The sequence below is a fragment of the Methylobacterium guangdongense genome (assembly GCF_038442355.1).
Classification (GTDB): Bacteria; Pseudomonadota; Alphaproteobacteria; order Rhizobiales; family Beijerinckiaceae; genus Methylobacterium; species Methylobacterium guangdongense.
This window is the reverse complement of the sequence record NZ_JBBXMX010000001.1, coordinates 37,868-57,930: the sequence shown is the minus strand read 5'-3', so window position 1 is coordinate 57,930 and position 20,063 is coordinate 37,868. Positions and strand designations below refer to the sequence as shown.

Genomic DNA, 20,063 nt, shown 5'->3' with positions numbered 1-20,063 from the left:
GACCATGCCGCCATGGCGACCGTGACGCTCTGGACCGATGCCGAAGCCGAGGCGGATCCACGGGTGCGGGCGGTCTTCGCGGATATCCGGGCGACGCGCGGCTCCGCGTTCATCAACAATTTCTGGCGCGGGCTCGCCAACGATCCCGCGCTGCTCGAGCGGACCTGGACCGGTCTCAAGGCCGTCATGGGCCCCGGGACGCTCGATCCCCTGACCAAGGAGCTGGTCTATATCGCGGTCTCGATCGCCAATGGCTGTCCCTACTGCATCCATTCGCACACCGCTGCGGCGCAGGCGAAGGGCTTGACGCCCGAGCAGCATGGCGAATTCCTGGCGGTGGTCGGCATGGCGAACCAGACCAACGCGCTGGTCAACGGGATGCAGATCCCCGTCGATGCCGCCTTCAAGGTCGGGGAGGCGTCATGAATTCCGGTTCCGATACGTCGAAGAAGGGCCTCCGCGTCGTGCACGAGAGTGCGCCGTTCCGGGGCAAGCAGGGGCATCTCTACCGGCCGGCCATATCGGCAGAGGCGGTCGGTTCGAAGGCGCTGCATATGCAGCTCCTGGAGATTCCCCCCGGCGAGCGCGCCCACGCGCACAAGCACGAATCGCATGAGACCGCGATCTACGTCCTGTCGGGCGTATCGGGCTGCTTCTGGGGCGAGCGCTTGGAGCACCACGCGATCGCGGGGGCCGGCGAGTTCGTCTACATCGCCGCGGACGTCCCGCACCTGCCCTACAACCGGAGCCAGGCGGAACCGGTGACGGCCGTGATCGCCCGGACCGATCCGAACGAGCAGGAAAGCGTCGTGCTGCTGCCGGAACTGGAGGGCGGCGTGGATTGGTCGAAGGCCGAGGCGTAGAGCCTCAGCGCTGCTCGATCCGCTCGTTGGCGAGCCGCTCGGCGCGGGCCCGCTCCTCGGACGAAAGGCCAGACAGGGTCTGGTCCAGCCACGCGTCGGACAGGCCCTGGCCCGCCGCGGCGAGGTTCCAGGCCGCGGCCTCGACGGGATTCTTGGCCACCCCGCGGCCGACTGCGTAGAGCCGCGCGATGCGGTTCTGCCCGATCGCGTTCCCCCGCGAAGCCGCATGCAGGAAGTAGCGGGCGGCCGAACGCTCGTCCTTCGTGACGCCGTTCCCGTTGAACAACAGGATGGCGTACTCGATCTCGCTGGCCAGATCGCCATTGTCGGCACCGCGCCGGAACAGGGACGCCGCCATGCTGGCATCCTTGGGGACGCCGCGACCCTGAAGGTAGAGCACGCCGAGATCGTGCTGGGCCGGGCCGATCTCGGCGTCCGCCGCCTTGCGGAACTGCGCGGCGGCCGCCGCCTCATCCGACGGCTTGCCCGTCCCGATCAGGATCAAGCCGAGATTGTAGGCCGCCGTGGGTGAGCCGTGCGCCGTGGCCTGTTCGAGCCAGCGGCGGCCGGCCTTCGGATCCTTCGGCATGCCGCGGCCGTCGAGGGCCATCAGGCCGAGGGACGACATGGCGGCGGCATCGTTCTGGGCCGCGGCGAGGCGATACCAATCGGCGGCCTTGACGGGATCCTGCTTCACCCCGAGGCCCTGATTGTACAATTCGCCCAGCAGCGTCATCGCGGGCGCATCCTTGGGATTGGCCTCGATGCGCTTGGTCGCCTCCCGGAAGGCAGTGACGTACTGCCCGCGCTGATACGCGCCATACGCGAGATCGGCCGGCTGGCCGCCAGCGGGCGGGACGGCGCCCCGCGTGTAGTTCGGCGTGTAGGGGCTCGGCAGTTCCGGCAACGGTTTCTTGCCGAGCCCTGGGCCTTGCGCGCCGATCGGCTGGGCCGCGCTCTTCGCCGGATCGCTCGGACCCGCGGCCCAAGCCGGCACCACCCATACGGCCCCGACGACGGCCAGAGCTCCGCAGATCGCCCGCCTCATCGCGTCGGCACCTGCGCGAGCGCGCCCTGCGCCTGCGCGACGGCGGCGGGATCGGACAGCCAGAGCCCGCTCTCCAGCCCGACGAACTCGGCGCCCGTCGCGGCGAGCGGACCGATCGCGTCGGCGCTGGTCGCGACGGCGATGCAGGGTGTCTCGAAGATCTCCGCCCACCACGAGACGCGCGCCAGCACGGTTTCGGCATCGGGGGCCGCGCCATCCGGATACAGCCCGCCGAACATCACGTAATCGACACCCGCCTCGCCGGCCTCCATGGCGGCGTGCTTGGTCTCCGTGCCGCCGACACCCAGGATCCGCCCATCCCGCAGGCGGTCCCGGAGGTCCTTCAGGTCACGCGGCTTGTCGACATGGACGCCGTCGGCGCCGCCGCGGATCGCCACCGCGGCGAGATCGCCGGTGAAGCCCGGGCAGGCGACCACAAGGGCCGCCCCGTGCTCCTGCGCTACCGGCGCCACCTGCTTGACCTGGGCGGTGAGCCCGCGCTCGTCGGTGGCGGCCAGCCGCAGGATCACGGCCGCGACATCGCCGGCGCCGCAGGCGGCCCGGAGGGCCGACGCGAAAGCCTCCGTGCCGGCCGCGTCGAGGCCGTGCGGCCCGAGCAGGGCGAGACGCGTATCGTGACTCATCGCAACGGCCCGGATGCTCTCAGCGCGCGCCAATCTTCGGATCGAGTTCGCCGCTGGCATAGCGCTTGGCCATATCGGCCACCGAGATCGGCCGGATCTTCGAGCCCTGGCCCGCCGTATTGAACTCCTCGAAGCGCTGCTTGCACAGCTTGGTCATCGCCTCCATGGCGGGCTTCAGATACTTGCGCGGATCGAACTCCGAGGGGTTCTCGGTCAGCACCTTCCGGATCTGACCGGTCATCGCCATCCGGTTGTCGGTGTCGATGTTGATCTTGCGCACGCCGTGCTTGATGCCGCGCTGGATCTCCTCGACCGGCACGCCCCAGGTCGGCTTCATCTGGCCGCCATACTGGTTGATGATATCCTGCAGATCCTGCGGCACCGACGAGGAGCCGTGCATGACGAGGTGGGTCGTCGGCAGACGACGATGGATCTCCTCGATCACGTTCATCGCCAGCACATCGCCATCGGGCTGGCGCGTGAATTTGTAGGCGCCGTGGCTGGTGCCCATCGCAACCGCGAGCGCATCCACCTTAGTGGCCTCGACGAACTTCACCGCCTCGTCCGGATCGGTCAGGAGCTGGTCGTGGCTCAGCGTGCCCTCGGCGCCGTGGCCGTCCTCGGCCTCGCCCTGGCCGCTTTCCAGGGAGCCGAGCACGCCGAGCTCGCCCTCGACCGAGACGCCGGCCCAGTGGGCCATCTTGGTGACGTTGCGGGTGATCTCAACGTTGTAGTTGTAGTCCGCCGGGGTCTTGCCGTCGGCCTTCAGCGAGCCGTCCATCATCACCGAGGTGAAGCCGTACTGGATCGCGGTGGCGCAGGTGGCTTCGTTGTTGCCGTGGTCGAGGTGCATGCAGACCGGGATGTGCGGGTAGATCTCGACGAGGCCATCGATCAGCTTGGCGAGCACGACGTCGTTGGCATAGGCGCGGGCGCCGCGGCTCGCCTGGAGGATCACCGGGGAATCGGTGGCGTCGGCGGCCGCCATGATGGCGAGCCCCTGTTCCATGTTGTTCAGGTTGAAGGCGGGTACGCCGTACTCGTGCTCGGCGGCGTGATCCAGGAGCTGTCGGAGGGTGATGCGTGCCATCGTGACTGTCTTCCTGTTCGGCGTGTGATCGTCTGGCCGCTCGCCGGTCGCGATGCGAGCACTCAGCTGGGCTTTATCGTGCCGGTCTGCCGAGAGCTTCGCGTTGGGTCAATCTCCGAGGCAAAACTGAGCATTTCACACCGGAAAAATGTCAACCGGTCCTGCTTTCCAGGGCCGCGACACGTTCGTCGACCTCGCTGACCCGCGCATCGAAATCGCCCGCCGTGGCGCGCATCATCACGAGCATGCCGGCGGCGTTGCGCCGATCCTTGCGCATCCCGAGGTCGAGGCGATCGATGCGCGCCTCAAGCCTGTCGAAGCGCAAGACTGTCTCGTCCCGCAGGCTCGCGATACTCGCCTGAATGCCCTTCAGAATTTCGAACGTCGCGTTCTCCACATTGTCACCCATCGACTCGGCCCCCCGGCTGATGAGGGCCGGGAGTATAGATGGGGTCGCGGCGCGTGGGGAGGAGAGTAGAGCGCCGCGCTCAGCCCTTCGCCCGCAGGGCTTCGACGCCCGGAAGTTCCTTGCCTTCCAGCCACTCGAGGAAGGCGCCGCCCGCGGTGGAGACGTAGGTGAAGTCCCCGGCGACGCCGGCGTGGTTGAGGGCCGCGACCGTGTCGCCGCCGCCCGCCACCGAGACCAGCTGCCCCGCCTTTGTGCGCGACGCCGCGTGCTTGGCGGCCGCCACCGTGGCGGCGTCGAAGGGGCTGAGTTCGAAGGCCCCCAGCGGGCCGTTCCAGACCAGCGTCTTGGCATCGTCGATGGCGGCGTTGATCTCGGCGACCGAGTGCGGGCCGGCATCGAGAATCATGCTGGTCTCCGGCACGGCATCCACGGCGACGGTCTCGTGCGGCGCCTGGGCCTTGAACTCCGTCGCCGCCACCGCGTCGACCGGGAGGATGATCCGGCAACCGGCCTTCTCGGCGGCGGCCAGGATGCGGGTGGCGGTCTCGGCAAGATCCTTCTCGCACAGGGACTTGCCGACCGCCTTGCCCTGCGCGTGCAGGAAGGTGTTGGCCATGCCGCCGCCGATCACCAGCATGTCGACCTTGGCGACGAGGTTCTCGAGAAGGTCGATCTTGGACGAGACCTTGGCGCCGCCGACCAGCGCGATCACGGGGCGCTGGGGCGATTCCAGGCCCTTGGTCAGGGCGTCGAGCTCGGCCTGCATCTCGCGGCCGGCATAGGCCGGCAGGCGATGCGCCAGCCCCTCCGTCGAGGCATGGGCGCGGTGCGCCGCCGAGAAGGCCTCGTTGACGTAGACGTCGCCGTTCGCGGCAAGCGCGTCGGCGAAGGCCGCCTCGTTCTTCTCCTCGCCGGCATGGTAGCGGGTGTTCTCGAGGAGCAGCACGTCGCCGTCCTTGAGGGCCGCCACCGCCTTTGCGGCCTCCTCGCCGACGCAGTCGGGCGCGAAGGCGACCGTGCGCCCGAGGGCCTGCCCGAGGGCCGGAACCACCGGCTCCAGGGAATCCTTCGGCTCGCGCTTGCCCTTCGGCCGGCCGAAATGGGCGAGCAGGATCACCTTCGCCCCCTGCTCGGCGACCTCGCGGATCGTCGGCGCCACGCGCTCGATGCGGGTCGCGTCGGTGACCCGCCCGTTCTCCATGGGCACGTTGAGATCGACGCGCATCAGAACCCGCTTGCCCTTGAGGGAGCCGGCATCGTCGAGGGTGCGGAAGGCGCTCATGGGGTCCTGTATCGGTCCTTGAATTACTGGGCGGTGGTGCCGATCGCGCCCGGCTGCGGCAGGAGCCGGCCGAGGTTCAGACGCTCGACGGCGACCATCAGCACGACGGTCAGGATGGCGGTGATGACGGCCGTCAGGACCAGGGCGCCGGTCCCGGGCAGACGCCGCGTCCGCTCGGAAATCCCGCGCATCTCCGCCCGCAAAGCCGCGAGATCGGTCTGCCGCGCGGATTCGTTCATCCGGCTGGTGGCGTTCTCGACCTTGTCCTCGACGCGCGACAGCAGTGCCTCGGAGCGGGCATACTTGTCCTCGATCCGAGAACACTTGTCCTCGATCCGCGCCAGCTGGTCGAACAGCTGATTGGCGGGCAGCGCGTGGGACGGAGAGCCGCCGGCCGGCGGCGGGGCCGATTGCGGAACGGGCTGCACGGCATTCGGCGTGGCCGCCTGCGATGCGGTCGCGTTCGGTACGGCCGATCCGGCCTGCGAAGCGTCGGTCATCCCTGGCCCAATCCTGGTTCGAGGTGAGGCCGCCCGATCGGGCGAACGACCGCCGTCCTGTCACGGGACGACGGCCGTTCGCAAGCCGGTTCAGATGAGTTTGGCCATCGCCACGGCGGTGTCGGCCATGCGGTTCGAGAAGCCCCACTCGTTGTCGTACCAGGACAGGATGCGCACGAAGGTGCCGTCCATGACCTTGGTCTGGTCGAGGTGGAAGGTCGACGAGTGCGGGTCGTGGTTGAAGTCGATCGAGACGTTCGGCCGGTCGGTCACGCCGAGCACGCCCTTGAGCGGACCGGAGGCGGCGGCCTTGATGGCGTCGTTGATCTCCTGAACCGAGGTCGACCGCTTGGCCGTGAACACGAGGTCCACCGCCGAGACGTTCGGGGTCGGCACGCGGATCGCGGTCCCGTCGAGCTTGCCCTTCAGTTCCGGCAGGACGAGGCCGACCGCCTTGGCGGCGCCCGTCGAGGTCGGGATCATCGAGAGCGCCGCGGCGCGGGCCCGGTAGAGATCCTTGTGCATCTGGTCCAGCGACGGCTGGTCGTTGGTGTAGGAGTGGATCGTGGTCATGAAGCCGCGCTCGATGCCCACGGCCTCGTCCAGCACCTTCGCCACGGGGGCGAGGCAGTTGGTGGTGCAGGAGGCGTTCGAGACCACGAGGTGCTCGCGCGTCAGCTTGTCGTGGTTCACGCCGTAGACCACCGTCAGATCGGCGCCATCGGCCGGGGCCGACACGAGGACGCGCTTGGCGCCGGCGTCGAGGTGGGCCTTGGCCTTGTCCTTCGAGGTGAAGATGCCGGTGCATTCCATCGCGATGTCGACGCCGAGGTCGCGGTGCGGCAGCTCGGCCGGGTTGCGCACGGCGGTGACCTTGATGCGCTTGCCGTTCACCACCAGGAACTCGCCGTCCACCGCGACCTCGCCGGGGAACCGGCCGTGCACGGAGTCGTAGCGGAGCAGGTGGGCGTTGGTCTCCACCGGGCCCAGATCGTTGATCGCCACGACTTCGATGTCGCTGCGGCCGGCTTCCGCGATCGCGCGCAGGACGTTGCGGCCGATGCGTCCGAACCCGTTGATGGCAACCTTCGTCACGGCGTCACTCCTTCCTGATGCGGCCCTCAAGCCGCGCATCACCGCGCGGGGTGAGGTTTGGGGCGGATCCCGATGTCCCGCTCCCAGGTTCCGCCCCCATATCGCGCAGACCTCGGTCGCGCGGATCTGGGCGGGCGGGCTTGAACCGGCGATGAACCGGGCCGGGGAAGCCTGGACGTCGCCCCCGCGGCCATCGGAGCGCACAGTGCGGGCCGACGCCTCGGGACTCTCGCGGGCCGATCATCCGGCCTGTCTGGCGCGGCCCTGTTCGGGAGCGCGCGGCTGTCTAGCATGGCGCCCCGACCTGTCAAACGCATCGCGGTAACAAAGACCTTGGATTCATCGTCCAATAAACAGGGAACTTCGCGTTCGATTTGCTGCGTGGCGCGATCCGCGCTGCGGACGCTATTTTGCGCTGGAATTCCGCGTGCATTCGACGGAAAGCTTGGGCCCGGAACGGACGGAAGATCATGGCCGACGACACCGAACCCAGCGTGATCGACGAGGCGCTCGCCCGGCTTGAGGCGGCGGTGAACCGTATGGACGCCGTCGTCCAGCACCGTCTGGAGAAGGCCGCGCAGCCCGACGACCGCGACGCCGAACTGGCGCTGATGGACGAGGATCGCGCGCGGCTGGCCGCCGCCCTCGACGCGGCGAGCGCCCGGCTCGCGGAGGTCACCGCGACGACCGGCGAGGTCGGGCACCGTCTCAACCGGGCGATCGAGACGGTCCAGGACGTTCTCGGACGCGCCTGACCGGACTTTCCGCCCTCGGATCCCTTTCGGAGTCGCCCTTGCCGCAGATCAACGTGTCCATCGACGGCCGCAGTTACCGCATGGCCTGCGGGGAGGGCGAGGAGGCGCATCTCACCGCGCTGGCGGCGACGCTCGACGGCCGCATCGGCGAGATGCGCAAGAGTTTCGGCGAGATCGGCGACATGCGCCTGCAGGTCATGGCGGCGCTGACGATCGCGGATGAACTGATGGAACTCCGCGGGCGGCTCGCCGGACTGGAGGCGGAGGTGGCGACGTTGCGCACGGCCGCTGAGACGGCCGAGCGTCGGCGCACGGAGGATGCGGACCAAGCGGCCGCGGGCATCGGCCGGGCGGCGGAACGGATTGGAAAGCTCGCGGAGGCGCTCGGTGGGTCAGCCCCGCGGGGCTGAAGGCGGTGTTCCGGCAGATGGAGCCTGAGAGATCCCGACTGTTCGCGTGGCCGCCTCCGTGGCGGCTCCTGGGAGAGATCTGAGTCCGCGGGGCGCTCACGTCCTCGGATTCGAGAGCAACAACCGGGACGCCGCATTCCTCGACCGGCGATAAGTCGAGTCGCGGAGGTAGCCCAATGCGTGAATTCCGATGTCTTCCGATCGCAACGGCCACGGCCGATCGCTTCCGCCGCACGGGCTTCGACGATCAGGGTCATCGAGTCCGGCGTTTGGTCGCGACGCCGAACGGCATGTTTCCATGCCGGCACTGCCTGCGCCTCGCGGAGCCCGGCGAGATCGTCCTGCTGGGTTCGTACAACCTGCCAAGACCCCTCGGTATCTATTGGACGCCGAGCCCGATCTTTCTGCACGAGACGAGTTGCCCGCGCGCCGAAGCCGTCAACAAGGTGGCGCCGATCGTGCGCGTCAATCCGCTCGTGTCGGTCCGCGCCTACGATGCTGAAGACCAGTGCCTCTACGATCTCGGCTACGTCTGCGCGGGCAACGACGTGGATGCCCCGCTCGAACGTGCGCTCAGCGATGCACGGACAGCATTCGTGAACATCCATACCGCACGGCCGGGATGCCTATTGTCGCTCATCGTGCACCGCGAATCGTCGTTGCAGTAACGGCCCGCGAACTGGGGACGTGTGCCACGTCCTGCCCTCATCCCGTCTCCGCAATATACCGCCCCAGCGCCACAGCCGCGCGCAGCATGTGCGCCCGCATCCGCCGTGCGGCCGTCTCGCCGTCCCCCTCGGCGATCGCCGTCAGAATGTCGCCGTGCTCGTCGTGGGAGCGGTGGATCCGGTCGGCGTGGCGCAGCTGCGTCCGGCGGAAGGCGGCGAGGCGCTCCCGGATCGCCAGGGCCTGCTCGGCCATGAAGCCGTTGTGGGTGGCGGTGTAGAGTGCCTCGTGGAAGGCGCGGTTGAAGCGGTCGTAGGCGTCGAGGTCGCCATCCCCAACCGCAACGGCGGACTCGGCGTGCAGCTCCATCAACTGGCCCCGTTCGAGGGGCGTCATCCTGTAGGTGGCGAGACGCGCGCACATCGCCTCGATTTCGGCGGTGGTCTCGAACATGTCGGCGATGCGCTGCGGCGTCAGCCGCGCGACGACGACGCCCCGGCGCGGCCGGATCTCGACGAGCCCGGAGGCCGCGAGCTGCCGCAGGGCCTCCCGGACAGGCGTCCGCGAGGCGCCGTAGCGCTGCGCAAGGTTCTGCTCATCGAGCGCCGTCCCGGCCGCGATCGAGCCCGACGCGATGGCGTCGGTGAGCGCATCGCGGATCCGGTCCGATAGCAGTCCGGTGTCGATCTTCTGAAATTCGCCGTGCATCCACCGATCCTAGACCAATCCGAACGCCGCGGCTTCAAGTCCTTGGGGCAAACGATGCAGTCCTCGTTCCTCATCCACGGAATCGCACATCGTTCGTTCGCCCGGAGCCTGATCAACCGACCAGCGCCCGCACGGCCAGGAACAGGATCGACGGCCCGACCAGGCAGCCGATGCCGGTGTGGAACGTCGCGGTGAGCGCCCCGTAGGGCACCAGCTTGGGATCGGTCGCCGCAAGGCCCCCGGCCACGCCGCTCACCGTTCCCATCAGCCCCCCATACGCCATGGCCGAGCGTGGATTGTCGAGCCCGATCAGCCGCGCCACCAGGGGTGTGCCGACCATCACCATCACCGCCTTGGTCACACCCGTCGCGATCGAAAGGGCCATGACGGTCGAATCGGCGCCGATCGCCGCGCCTGTCACGGGCCCGACGATGTAGGTGATCGCGCCCGCGCCGATCGTCGTGATCGAGACCGCGTCGTGATAGCCGAAGGCCACGGCGGTCAGGGTGCCGACGATGAAGGGCAGGATCGTTCCGAGGGCCAGGGCGAGGACGCCCAGCAATCCGGCCCGCCGGGCCTCGATGACGTCGACCTCGAAGGCCGTCGCCACGATGGCGAAGTCCCGTAGCATCGCGCCGCCCATCAGGCCGATGCCGGCGAGCGCCGGGATATCGGCGAGCCCCTTCTTCCCGCCGGTGTAGAGCCCGCCGACATAGGCGAGCACGAGGCCCAGCACGATGGCGATGGCGGACCCGTGGACGCGCCCGTTGGTGAGGTGCTTGGCGGCGTAGTTCGAGACGAGGATCAGCCCTCCGATCACCGCGAAGGCGGCTACGAGGCTCTGCTCGACGAAGACGTGTTCGATGCCGTGCCAGATCGTGTGGTCCATGGCGTTCACTCCTTCCCGGCCAGGGAGGCGGCGGGCCGACCGACCGGGGCCGGTTCCGCATCGCCCTCGATCACCGATCCGCCATGCTCGACCACGGCGCTGCCGGGGTCACGGCGTCCGATCCGGCTCAGCAGCGCCACCGCGCCGAAGCACAGGATCAGCGATCCCGTCGCGGCGATCAGCACGATCGGCCCGCCGCTCATGGCGGCGACCACATTCTGCTGCGCCGCCATGGCGACCACGATCGGGATGTACATGCCGGCCCAGAACTCGACGCCGAACTGGACGCCCCTGGTCAGGCGGCCCCGCCGGGACAGCCAGAGGCGCGCCGCGATGAGCAGGATCATCGCGATGCCGACGCCGCCGACATTGGCCTTCACGCCGAGCAGTTGGCCGAGGAGGTCGCCGAGATACACGCCGATCAGCGTGCAGGCGGCGAGCAGCGCGACACCGAGGACGATCATGGGCGTTGCCCCCCCGGCACGGTCGGCATTCGGGCGCGCGACGGCGCCGGTCTCGACCCGCTCTGCATGACGCGTCTCCTTCCCATTCAGGCTCGTCGGCCCTTCCCGGAAGTATGCAAGATATTGACAAATCCGCAATCCCGTATACGAAAGCGTGATCGAGCCCGGTTTGAAAATACCAGCGGCGGCGCTACTTTCAGCTCGGCATACCGAAGGGGACACGCGGATGACCGAGTGGCGCGGCGAAAGGCAGGCCCGCGATGCCCGCATCACGGCGGGGCGTGCCTTCGCCGACGGCAAGGTCGTGCCGTCCGGCGCCGTCGTCGATCTGCTGGAGGCGATCCTAAGGCCCGGCGACCGCGTCTGCCTCGAAGGCGACAACCAGAAACAGGCCGATTGCCTCGCCCGCGGCCTCAGCGCCTGCGACCCGGACAAGATCCACGACCTCCACATGGTGCAGTCGGGCATCGTGCTGCCGGAACACCTCGACGTGTTCGAGACCGGAATCGCGAAGCGGCTGGACTATTCCTATTCCGGTCCGCAGGGCGCCCGCATCGCCAGGATGCTGTATGGCGGCCAGATCGAGCTCGGGGCGGTCCACACCTACCTGGAGCTGTTCGCCCGATACTTCATCGACCTGACGCCCAATGTGGCGCTGATCGCGGGTGTCTCGGCCGACCGAGACGGCAATCTCTACACGGGGGCCAACACCGAGGACACGCCCACCGTCGTTGAGGCGACCGCGTTTAAGAACGGCGTCGTCGTCGCGCAGGTGAATCAGATCGTCGAGAAGGTCCCCCGGGTCGATATCCCGGGCGACCGCGTGGATTTCGTGATCGAGGCCGACACGCCGTTCTACGTGGAGCCGCTGTTCACGCGTGATCCGGCGGCCATGACCGAGACACAGATCCTGATCGCCATGATGGCGATCAAGGGGATTTATGCCGAATACGGCATCAAGCGCCTTAACCACGGCATCGGCTTCGGCACGGCGGCGATCGAGCTGCTGCTGCCGACCTATGGCGAGAAGCTCGGGCTGAAGGGGAAGATCGCGACCCATTGGGCGCTCAACCCGCACCCGACACTAATTCCGGCGATCGAATCGGGCTGGGTGAAGCAGGTTCACTGCTTCGGGTCCGAAGTCGGCATGGACCGGTACATCCGCGAGCGGCCCGACATCTTCTTCACCGGCTCCGATGGAAGCCTGCGCTCGAACCGGGCTTTCTGCCAAACGGCCGGGCTCTACGCCTGCGACATGTTCATCGGTGCGACGCTCCAGATCGACCTGATGGGCCATTCCTCGACAGTGACGCAGTCGCGGGTCGCGGGCTTCGGCGGCGCGCCCAACATGGGGTCCGATCCCCACGGCCGCCGCCATCCCTCCGATGCCTGGATGAAGGCGGGGCGCGAGGGCCAGATCGTCGGCGATCCGGCGCTGATGCGCGGGCGCAAGCTCGTGGTGCAGCTAGTCGAGACCTTCGGCGACAAGCTGGTGCCGACCTTCGTGGAGAAGCTCGACGCCCTGGAGCTGGCCAGGAAGATCGGCCTCGAACTCGCGCCGGTCATGATCTACGCGGACGACGTCACCCACATCGTCACCGAGGAGGGCATCGCCAACCTCCTGCTCTGCCGGGATGCCGACGAGCGCGAGCAGGCGATCCGCGGGGTTGCCGGCTACACCGAGGTCGGCCGCGGTCGCGATCGTGCAAAGGTCGAAGAGCTGCGCGCCCGGGGCGTCATCCGCCGGCCGGAGGATCTCGGCATCGAGCCGCTGGACGCCGACCGGGCGCTGCTGGCCGCGAAGTCGATCAAGGATCTGGTCCATTGGTCGGGTGGCCTCTACGAGCCGCCGGCGAAGTTCCGGAACTGGTAGTCAGGTGGGCGACGCACACGCCACGCCAATCACCACCCTCATCCTGTGGTCTTCTGTCTGGATCGAGGATCCTCATTCACGGGACCGGCTATGGAATCCCTGACCTTCCGCCACACCACGAAGAAGCCGCTGCCGGGCTCGGTGCCAAACGCGATCACCGGCGTGGTCGCCTCCGGCAATCTGGAGGTGCTGCTGGAACGCGTCCTGCCGCCGGATGCCTGCGAGGTCGCCATCGAGACGCCGGTTGCCGGCTACGGCGACGTCTGGGAGGCGGTGGTGGCGGATTTCGTGGCGCGCGCACAGCCCGGCGGCCTCCGTATCAGCATCAACGACGGCGGCGCCCGTCCCGATACCGTCTCGTTGCGCCTGCTCCAGGGCGCCCGGCTGATGGAGGCCTGACCATGGCTGGCGACCGCGCCGCGAGTACCGATCCGGACGCCCTGAGCTGGTACGAGGCGACCGCCCGCCAGCGCGTGGTGGCGCTGGCCGATCCCGGTACCTTTCAGGAATTCCTGCCGCCGATCGAGCGGCGGATGAGCCCGCACCTGCCGCTGTTCGACCTGCCCCGCGCCTTCGACGACGGCATCGTGGTCGGCCGCGCGAGTCTCGACGGCGGCCCGGTCCTGATCGCCGCCCAGGAGGGCCGCTTCATGGGCGGCGCCGTCGGCGAGATTCACGGCGCCAAGCTGGTCGGCCTCCTGCGCGCCGCCCTGGAACTCAAGCCCCGGGCGGTGCTGATCCTGTTCGATACGGGTGGCGTCCGCCTCCAGGAGGCCAATGCCGGGGAGACCGCCATCGCCGAGACGATGCGGGCGATCGTGGAGGTCCGCGCGGCCGGCATCCCGGTGATCGGCCTGATCGGGGGGCGGGCCGGTTGCTACGGCGGCGGCAGCCTGATCGCCGGCACCTGCTCGCGGCTCGCCGTCTCCGAGGGTGGCCGCATCTCGGTCTCCGGGCCGGAGGTGATCGAGACCAACAAGGGCGCCGAGGAATTCGATTCCCGCGACCGGGCGCTCGTCTGGCGGACGATGGGTGGCAAGCATCGCCGGCTGACCGGCGGCGCCGACGCCTTCTGCGCCGATACGGTCTCGGCCTTCCGCAGGGCGGCCCTGGCGCTGATCGGCCGGGCTCCGGCCTTCGACCTCGACACGCTGGAGGCCGAGCAGGCACGGCTCGAAGATCGGATCGCGCGCTTCGGCGATTGCCGCGATGCGACCGATCACTGGTGTCGCCTCGGCGTCAACGACCCGGAGGCCGTGCCGGCCTCGGATACGGAGGCCTTCGCGGCGACGGTAACCCGGGTGCGGGAGGCGGACCATGACGCTCGCTGAGATTCTCGCGTCCCTCTTTCCGGACGGGCACGACGTCACGGTCAAGGATGGGCTGGTGAGCGGCACCGGGCCCCTGGCGGGGAGCAGCCGCATCACCGTCCTCGGCATCGACGGCGATACGCCGCTCGGGGTCGACGGGGCGCTCCAGCTGTCGCGGTCCGTGCTCGACGCGATCCGGGCGGGCGACCGGGCGCCGATCCTGGTGGCGGTCGATTCCGACAGCCAGCGCATGAGCCGGCGGGACGAGCTGCTGGGCCTCAACGAGTGTCTGGCTCACCTCGCCAAGGCGCTGCTGCTGGCGGATCGGTCGGGCCACCCGACGATCGGGCTGATCTACGGCCACTCGGCCGCGGGCGCCTTCATCGCGACGGCCCTCGCGACCCGAATCCTGGCGGCCCTGCCGGGGGCGAATCCAAGCGTGATGGATCTGCCCTCGGTCGCCCGGGTGACGAAGCTGCCCCTCGACAAGCTCCAGGAGATGGCGAAATCGACGCCGGTCTTCGCGCCGGGGCTCGACAACATGGTGGCGGCCGGCGCGGTGCATGTCGTGCTCGATCCGGGCAAGCCCCTGGACGGCCAGATCCGCGACCTCATCGCCGTTACGGAACCGGGCGATGTCCGCGACCGCCTCGGGGCCGAGCGCGGCGGCCGCCCGGTGGCGCGCGAGGTCGCCGAGGCGGTCATCGATCAGGCCCGGCGCGGCTGAGGCCGGCTTTGTCCGACACTTCCAGGCGTCACGATCTCGTCCGTGTCGATCCCGTGGCCTGGGCGGCATGGCTGAAGACCCGACCGGATCTCGCGGGCCTTCGGCATCTCGAACGCTGGGCCGAAGCGGGCCGCCCGTTGATCGTGCGTCGGCGCGTGCCGGGGGAAACCGACCCGGGCATCCCCCTCGGCCTGCCGATGCCGCCAGCGGACGGCAAGCGGCGGATCGGCCTCATCCTGCCGGCGCGTGTTCTAATACCGATGGCGGCCCCCGATCTCGCCGGGACTTGCGATCATGCGCCGGCGACGTGGCAACCGGCCATCGCGTCACTCCTCGCACTCGGACGCGATTACGGCCTCCAGCCGCGCCCGTTCGGCAGCTTGCTGTGGCAGGCCGTCACCGGCCTCACCTATCTCAGTGAGACCTCGGATCTCGACCTGCTCTGGCCCTGCCAGGAACCGGTGCCGACAAGTCTGCTGGCCGGGCTTGCAGCGATTGCCGCGACAGCCCCGATGCGCATCGACGGGGAGATCCTGCTTCCCGACGGCACCGGATTGCATTGGCGTGAGTTGCGCGACGCGCCGGCAGACGGATCGGTCCTGGCCAAAGGCCGCCACGGCGTCACGCTGAGGCCCGTCGCTTCGCTCCGCGAGCCGGTAACCGCATGACGCTGGCACTCCTCCTCTCCGGTCAGGGCGGCCAGCATCCGGGCATGTTCGACCTGACGGCCGACAATCCGGAGGCGCAAGCGGTCTTCGCCGCCGCCAAGCCGCTCCTCGGCGATGTCGATCCGCGCGACCTTGTCCGGCACGGCGGCGACGCCCTGCACGAGAACCGGACCGGCCAGATCCTGTGCTGCGTGGCGGCCCTGGCCGGTTGGCGGGCCCTGGGTACCGCCGGGACGGATCGGGTCATCGTGGCCGGCTACAGCATCGGCGATCTCGCGGCCTGGGGTGTCGCCGGGCGCTTCGAGCCGGCGGATGTGCTGGCGCTCGCCGCGCGTCGGGCCGAAGCCATGGATGCGGCCACCGGCCCCGGGTTCGGGCTGGCGGGGATCCGGGGCCTCGGGCTCGACGCGCTCGAAGCCCTGGCGGGCGCGCATCAGTGCCATCTCGCCATCCGCAACGCCGCGGATAGCGGCGTGGTCGGCGGCACGCGTGCCGCGCTGGAGACGCTGTGTCGTGCGGCGAGCGCCCGGGGGGCGCAGCGGGCCGTGGTCCTGCCGGTCCACACCCCGTCGCACACGCCCCTGCTGGCGGCGGCCACAGAGGCGTTCCGGGACGTCCTGCGCCAGACCACCCTTCGCCGCCCACCACCGGGCGCCCCGCGCCTCGTGAGCGGGCTCGACGGCGCGATCGTCTTCCGTACGGAGGACGGTTTGGACAAGCTGGCGCGGCAGATCTCGCACGCGATCGATTGGACCGCCTGTCTGGAGGCTTGCCGCGAGTACGGGGCCGATCACGTGCTGGAACTCGGCCCGGGACACGCCCTCGCCACGATGGCGCGGTCAGCGTTGCCGGAGGCGCGGGTCCATGCGCTGGAGGAATTTCGGACGCTCACGGGCGTGAGGGACTGGCTGGGCCGTCCCTAGGTGCCCCTGCACCGTCGGGCCGCGAGCCGCCCCCCTCGGCCCGGGAGGCCGGTTCGTGCACCATTCCACCGAGCCAAGCCTCTGCACGGACAGGCGCTCGCCTTGACGTCCGGGCCGCCCGGGTCGTAGCAGCCGGGCATATATCGGGACGGGACGGTGATATGACGGGCAAGCGCGCGCTGATCACGGGGGTGACGGGCCAGGACGGGGCATATCTGGCGCAGTTGCTCCTGCAGAAGGGCTACGCGGTCACCGGCATCGTGCGCCGCTCCAGCCATGCCGGCGTGTTCGACCATCGGCTGAAGTGGCTCGGCATCCTCGACGACGTGGAACTGGTCGACGGCAACCTGCTCGACCAGTCCGCCCTGCTGCGGATCGTCCAGGCGGCCAAGCCCGACGAGATCTACAACCTCGCCGCGCAATCCTTCGTCACCTCGTCCTGGCAGCAGCCGCTGCTGACCGGGCAGGTCACGGGCCTGGGCGCCGTGCACATGCTCGAATGCCTGCGCTCGGTCGCCCCGCAAGCGCGCTACTACCAAGCCTCGACCTCCGAAATGTTCGGGCTGATCCAGGAGGCCCAGCAGAGCGAGACGACGCCGTTCTACCCGCGCTCGCCCTACGGCGTGGCCAAGCTCTACGCCCACTGGATGACGATCAACTACCGCGAGAGTTTCAACCTGCACGCCTCGAACGGCATCCTGTTCAACCACGAGAGCCCGCTGCGCGGCGTCGAATTCGTGACCCGCAAGGTCACGGACGCGGTGGCGCGGATCAAGCTGGGCAAGCAGAAGGAATTGCGGCTCGGCAACATCGACGCCAAGCGCGACTGGGGCCATGCCCGGGACTACGTCGAGGCGATGTGGCTGATGCTGCAGCAGGACCGGCCGGACGACTACGTGATCGCCACGGGTCGGACCACGACGGTGCGGGACATGTGCGCGATCGCATTCAAGCATGTCGGCCTGAACGTGGACGACCATCTGATCGTCGACCCGGCCCTGTTCCGGCCCGCGGAGGTGGAGGTACTGCTCGGCAACCCCGCCAAGGCGAAGGCGACGTTCGGCTGGGAGGCGCAGACCAGCCTGGAAGCGCTGATCACCGAGATGGTCGACGCCGACATCAAGCGCCTCAGCGCCAACGCCTGATCGGGTCTGGCCTGGGCCTGCCTTGGGTCCATATGGCGCGCATCCGCTGACGGAGATGCGCGCCGTGAAGACCTATCAGCTCTATATCGACGGCCAGTCCGTCGACCCGGTCGAGGGCTTGTGGTTCGAGTCGATCGATCCCTATCGCGGCGAGCCCTGGGCCCGGATCCCGCGCGCCTCCCGGGCCGATGTCGACCGCGCCGTGGCGGCCGCCAAGCGCGCCATGTGGGACGGCCCCTGGGCCACCATGACGGCCTCGGCCCGCGGCAAGATCCTGCGGCGTATCGGTGATCTCGCCGAGCGCGAGGCCAAGGCGCTGGCCGAGGTCGAAGTCCGCGACAACGGCAAGCTGTTCGCCGAGATGGTCGGCCAGACCCGCTACCAGCCGGAATGGTGGTGGTACTATGCGGGCCTCGCCGACAAGGTCGAGGGCGCGCAGATCCCGATCGACAAGCCCGAGACCTTCGCGTTCACCCGGCACGAGCCGGTGGGCGTGGTCGGTGCGCTCACCGCCTGGAATTCGCCCCTCCTGTTCGTGGCCTGGAAATGCGCCCCGGCGCTCGCGGCCGGCTGCGCGGTCGTGGTCAAGCCCTCCGAGTTCGCCTCCGCCAGCACGCTCGAATTCGCGCGTCTGACCAAGGAGGCCGGGCTGCCGGACGGGATGTTCAACGTCGTCACGGGTTTCGGCGGCGAGGCCGGCACCGCGATCGTCGAGCACCCGGACGTCGCCAAGATCACCTTCACGGGCTCGGACGTCACCGGCGCCAAGGTCTACGAGGCCGCCGCGCGCCAGATCAAGCGCGTGTCCCTCGAACTCGGCGGCAAGTCGCCCAACATCGTGTTCGCCGATGCCGACCTCAAGGCGGCCGCCGCGGGGGCGATCTCGGGCATCTTCGCAGCCACCGGGCAGACCTGCATCGCCGGTTCGCGGCTCCTCGTGCAGAACAGCATCCGCCAGGAATTCACCGAGCGCTTGGTCGAACTCGCCCGCACCGCCAAGCTCGGCGACCCGATGCAGGCCGACACCAATATCGGCCCGATCACCACGCCGCCCCAATACGCCAAGGTGCTCGACTACATCGCGCTCGCCAAACGCGAAGGCGCCCAATGTGTGTTCGGCGGCAACCCCGCCGCCGGCCCCGGCGTGATCGGCGGCCAGTTCGTCGAGCCCACGATCTTCACCGGCGTCACCAACGACATGCGGATCGCCCAGGAGGAGGTGTTCGGTCCGGTCCTGTCGATCATCGGCTTCGAGGACGAGGCGGAGGCGCTGCGGATTGGTAACGACGTGATCTACGGGCTCGCCGCGGGCGTCTGGACCCAGGATATTGGCCGCGCCATGCGCCTGTCGAAGGGTCTGCGCGCCGGGACCGTCTGGGTGAACACCTACCGGGCGGTCAGCTACATGATGCCGTTCGGCGGCATGAAGCGCTCCGGGATCGGCCGCGAGAGCGGGATCGAGTCGATCCGCGAATACCTGGAGACCAAGAGCGTCTGGATCTCGACCAGCCGCGACGCGCCCGAGAATCCGTTCGTCATGCGGTGAGCGATACCGGCGGCGTTCGCCTGACAGGGGCGAGCGCCGGGCCGGCTATTTTGCGAAGTGTGCGGTCGACATCCGGTCGGTGACCAGCTCGAACGTCGCCCAGTCGTATTGCTGAACGGGTTCATGCCGGATCAGCGCCAGGGCATCATCCACCGCCTTGCCGCCCTGGATCGCGGCATCCTGATGGACGGTCACCGCAAGGCGTTTCTGCTGCATGGCCGCGATGGCATCCGGCGTGGCGTCGACGCCGCCGATCAGGATGCGATCGGCCGGGATGCCGGCCGCCTCGACGGCTTCGGCGGCGCCGAGCGCCATCTCGTCGTTGTTGGCGGCAATCGCCTGGATCGAGAGGCCCTGCTTGAGCCAACCGGCGACGATGGCGCGGGCCCGCGCGCGGTCCCAATTCGCCACGGCCTCGGCGACGACGCGCATGTTCGGGAAGTCGCGCAGCACTTCTTTCACGCCCTGCGTGCGCAGCACCGAACCGAAATGCGCCGGATGGCCCGAGAGGATCGCGACGGACCCCGCCCCCTCCAGCATCTGGGCGAGCTTGCGCATCTGCAGCCGTCCCGCCACCAGATCGTTCGGCAGGACGAAGGCGACGCGGCCGGGAAACCAGTCCTCCCGCGGTCCGTTGTTGAAGTAGACCAACGGGATGTCGGCCTCCTGCGCGAGCCGCGTGATGGTGGCGTTCGCCGCCGCATCGACCGGCATGACCAGCAGCGCATCCACCTTCGCGGCGATGAAGGACCGCACTTGCGCGATCTGCTGCTCGCCGGCGCCCTCGGGGGCGTAGGCGAACTCCGCGGCGACACCCCGCAACTTGGCGTGCTCCGCGATCCGATCGTGCAGGAGCTGCGTGAACGCGATCGGGGGGATCATCGTCACGCCGAGCGTCGTGGCCCCTGCGGTCGCCGATCCGAGGGCGCAGGCGGCGACGAGCGCCGCGAGCCACAGCCGAACTTGGCGGCGGAGGGCCGGAAGGACCGGGCGAAGCCGCACGTCGATCCGCGCCGGGAGTGGTCGGTTCATGATGTCAGGTCCGGCA

The 20,063-nt window shown here is 69.1% G+C and carries 24 protein-coding genes; 13 read left to right on the top strand and 11 right to left on the bottom strand.

Annotated elements, in window-relative coordinates; translation table 11 throughout:
• The first annotated feature begins 12 nt into the window (after nucleotides 1-12).
• Together AAHG09_RS00265 and AAHG09_RS00260 are read left to right on the top strand one after the other, a co-directional pair.
• A complete protein-coding gene (locus AAHG09_RS00265; RefSeq protein ID WP_342104336.1) occupies nucleotides 13-426 on the top strand; it encodes a carboxymuconolactone decarboxylase family protein in 414 nt (137 codons plus the stop codon).
• Nucleotides 423-863, top strand: coding sequence for a cupin domain-containing protein (locus tag AAHG09_RS00260; protein WP_342104334.1), 441 nt, complete (start codon nucleotides 423-425; stop codon nucleotides 861-863). Before AAHG09_RS00265 ends, AAHG09_RS00260 begins: the two co-directional genes overlap by 4 nt.
• Nucleotides 864-867: 4 nt before the next feature.
• On the opposite strand, the gene AAHG09_RS00255 is transcribed toward AAHG09_RS00260, so the two are convergent.
• From AAHG09_RS00255 to gap, 7 genes are all read right to left on the bottom strand, one after another.
• Nucleotides 868-1,911 (bottom strand): tetratricopeptide repeat protein, encoded by a 1,044-nt coding sequence (locus AAHG09_RS00255; protein WP_342104332.1) that lies wholly within the window; start codon nucleotides 1,909-1,911, stop codon nucleotides 868-870.
• On the bottom strand, nucleotides 1,908-2,555 hold the full coding sequence (locus tag AAHG09_RS00250; protein WP_342104330.1) for a thiamine phosphate synthase: 648 nt from the start codon (nucleotides 2,553-2,555) through the stop codon (nucleotides 1,908-1,910). Before AAHG09_RS00250 ends, AAHG09_RS00255 begins: the two co-directional genes overlap by 4 nt.
• Nucleotides 2,556-2,574: 19 nt before the next feature.
• Nucleotides 2,575-3,645 carry a class II fructose-bisphosphate aldolase gene (gene fba / locus AAHG09_RS00245; protein ID WP_342104328.1) on the bottom strand — a complete coding sequence of 357 codons (1,071 nt, stop codon included), beginning with the start codon at nucleotides 3,643-3,645 and terminating at the stop codon, nucleotides 2,575-2,577.
• 151 nt (nucleotides 3,646-3,796) lie between these two features.
• The gene (locus AAHG09_RS00240) at nucleotides 3,797-4,042 is read right to left on the bottom strand and encodes a hypothetical protein (protein ID WP_342104326.1); all 246 of its coding nucleotides are present in this window, start codon (nucleotides 4,040-4,042) and stop codon (nucleotides 3,797-3,799) included.
• A 91-nt stretch (nucleotides 4,043-4,133) separates the two neighbouring features.
• Complete coding sequence (locus AAHG09_RS00235) at nucleotides 4,134-5,336, bottom strand: phosphoglycerate kinase (protein WP_342104324.1); 1,203 nt, start codon at nucleotides 5,334-5,336, stop codon at nucleotides 4,134-4,136.
• 23 nt (nucleotides 5,337-5,359) lie between these two features.
• Nucleotides 5,360-5,836: a hypothetical protein gene (locus tag AAHG09_RS00230; RefSeq protein WP_342104322.1), complete on the bottom strand. Its 477-nt coding sequence runs from the start codon at nucleotides 5,834-5,836 to the stop codon at nucleotides 5,360-5,362.
• Between the two features lie 90 nt (nucleotides 5,837-5,926).
• Entirely contained in the window at nucleotides 5,927-6,970 is a 1,044-nt protein-coding gene (gene gap / locus AAHG09_RS00225; RefSeq protein WP_342104320.1) for a type I glyceraldehyde-3-phosphate dehydrogenase, read from the bottom strand.
• A gap of 431 nt (nucleotides 6,971-7,401) precedes the next feature.
• Here gap and AAHG09_RS00220 point away from each other — a divergent pair, with 431 nt between their 5' ends.
• From AAHG09_RS00220 to AAHG09_RS00210, 3 genes are all read left to right on the top strand, one after another.
• Complete coding sequence (locus AAHG09_RS00220; RefSeq protein WP_342104318.1) at nucleotides 7,402-7,686, top strand: DUF4164 family protein; 285 nt, start codon at nucleotides 7,402-7,404, stop codon at nucleotides 7,684-7,686.
• Between the two features lie 38 nt (nucleotides 7,687-7,724).
• On the top strand, nucleotides 7,725-8,096 hold the full coding sequence (locus AAHG09_RS00215) for a cell division protein ZapA (RefSeq protein WP_342104316.1): 372 nt from the start codon (nucleotides 7,725-7,727) through the stop codon (nucleotides 8,094-8,096).
• A 176-nt stretch (nucleotides 8,097-8,272) separates the two neighbouring features.
• Nucleotides 8,273-8,764, top strand: coding sequence for a DUF1203 domain-containing protein (locus AAHG09_RS00210; RefSeq protein ID WP_342104313.1), 492 nt, complete (start codon nucleotides 8,273-8,275; stop codon nucleotides 8,762-8,764).
• Between the two features lie 37 nt (nucleotides 8,765-8,801).
• On the opposite strand, the gene AAHG09_RS00205 is transcribed toward AAHG09_RS00210, so the two are convergent.
• The 3 genes from AAHG09_RS00205 to madL form a co-directional block, all read right to left on the bottom strand.
• The gene (locus tag AAHG09_RS00205; RefSeq protein WP_342104312.1) at nucleotides 8,802-9,470 is read right to left on the bottom strand and encodes a GntR family transcriptional regulator; all 669 of its coding nucleotides are present in this window, start codon (nucleotides 9,468-9,470) and stop codon (nucleotides 8,802-8,804) included.
• Nucleotides 9,471-9,582: 112 nt separating this feature from the next.
• Nucleotides 9,583-10,347 (bottom strand): malonate transporter subunit MadM, encoded by a 765-nt coding sequence (madM, locus tag AAHG09_RS00200; RefSeq protein WP_342105433.1) that lies wholly within the window; start codon nucleotides 10,345-10,347, stop codon nucleotides 9,583-9,585.
• Nucleotides 10,348-10,364: 17 nt separating this feature from the next.
• The gene (gene madL, locus AAHG09_RS00195) at nucleotides 10,365-10,823 is read right to left on the bottom strand and encodes a malonate transporter subunit MadL (RefSeq protein WP_342104310.1); all 459 of its coding nucleotides are present in this window, start codon (nucleotides 10,821-10,823) and stop codon (nucleotides 10,365-10,367) included.
• 226 nt (nucleotides 10,824-11,049) lie between these two features.
• Between madL and mdcA the strand changes: the two genes are divergently transcribed.
• From mdcA to AAHG09_RS00155, 8 genes are all read left to right on the top strand, one after another.
• Nucleotides 11,050-12,696, top strand: a complete 1,647-nt coding sequence (mdcA, locus tag AAHG09_RS00190) for a malonate decarboxylase subunit alpha (RefSeq protein WP_342104308.1) — start codon at nucleotides 11,050-11,052, stop codon at nucleotides 12,694-12,696.
• Nucleotides 12,697-12,786: 90 nt separating this feature from the next.
• Nucleotides 12,787-13,095: a malonate decarboxylase acyl carrier protein gene (gene mdcC, locus AAHG09_RS00185; RefSeq protein ID WP_342104306.1), complete on the top strand. Its 309-nt coding sequence runs from the start codon at nucleotides 12,787-12,789 to the stop codon at nucleotides 13,093-13,095.
• 2 nt (nucleotides 13,096-13,097) lie between these two features.
• Nucleotides 13,098-14,027, top strand: coding sequence for a biotin-independent malonate decarboxylase subunit beta (locus tag AAHG09_RS00180; RefSeq protein WP_342104304.1), 930 nt, complete (start codon nucleotides 13,098-13,100; stop codon nucleotides 14,025-14,027).
• On the top strand, nucleotides 14,014-14,733 hold the full coding sequence (gene mdcE / locus AAHG09_RS00175) for a biotin-independent malonate decarboxylase subunit gamma (RefSeq protein WP_342104302.1): 720 nt from the start codon (nucleotides 14,014-14,016) through the stop codon (nucleotides 14,731-14,733). The genes AAHG09_RS00180 and mdcE overlap by 14 nt, the downstream gene beginning before the upstream one ends.
• An 8-nt stretch (nucleotides 14,734-14,741) precedes the next feature.
• Nucleotides 14,742-15,401, top strand: coding sequence for a malonate decarboxylase holo-[acyl-carrier-protein] synthase (mdcG, locus tag AAHG09_RS00170; protein ID WP_342104300.1), 660 nt, complete (start codon nucleotides 14,742-14,744; stop codon nucleotides 15,399-15,401).
• Complete coding sequence (locus AAHG09_RS00165) at nucleotides 15,398-16,324, top strand: acyltransferase domain-containing protein (protein WP_342104298.1); 927 nt, start codon at nucleotides 15,398-15,400, stop codon at nucleotides 16,322-16,324. The genes mdcG and AAHG09_RS00165 overlap by 4 nt, the downstream gene beginning before the upstream one ends.
• A 161-nt stretch (nucleotides 16,325-16,485) precedes the next feature.
• Entirely contained in the window at nucleotides 16,486-17,469 is a 984-nt protein-coding gene (gene gmd, locus AAHG09_RS00160) for a GDP-mannose 4,6-dehydratase (protein ID WP_342104296.1), read from the top strand.
• 64 nt (nucleotides 17,470-17,533) lie between these two features.
• Nucleotides 17,534-19,015 (top strand): aldehyde dehydrogenase, encoded by a 1,482-nt coding sequence (locus tag AAHG09_RS00155; protein WP_342104294.1) that lies wholly within the window; start codon nucleotides 17,534-17,536, stop codon nucleotides 19,013-19,015.
• A gap of 45 nt (nucleotides 19,016-19,060) precedes the next feature.
• Here the strand turns inward: AAHG09_RS00155 and AAHG09_RS00150 are convergent, their stop codons facing one another.
• Nucleotides 19,061-20,047 carry a substrate-binding domain-containing protein gene (locus tag AAHG09_RS00150; protein ID WP_342104292.1) on the bottom strand — a complete coding sequence of 329 codons (987 nt, stop codon included), beginning with the start codon at nucleotides 20,045-20,047 and terminating at the stop codon, nucleotides 19,061-19,063.
• Between the last annotated feature and the right edge of the window lie 16 nt (nucleotides 20,048-20,063).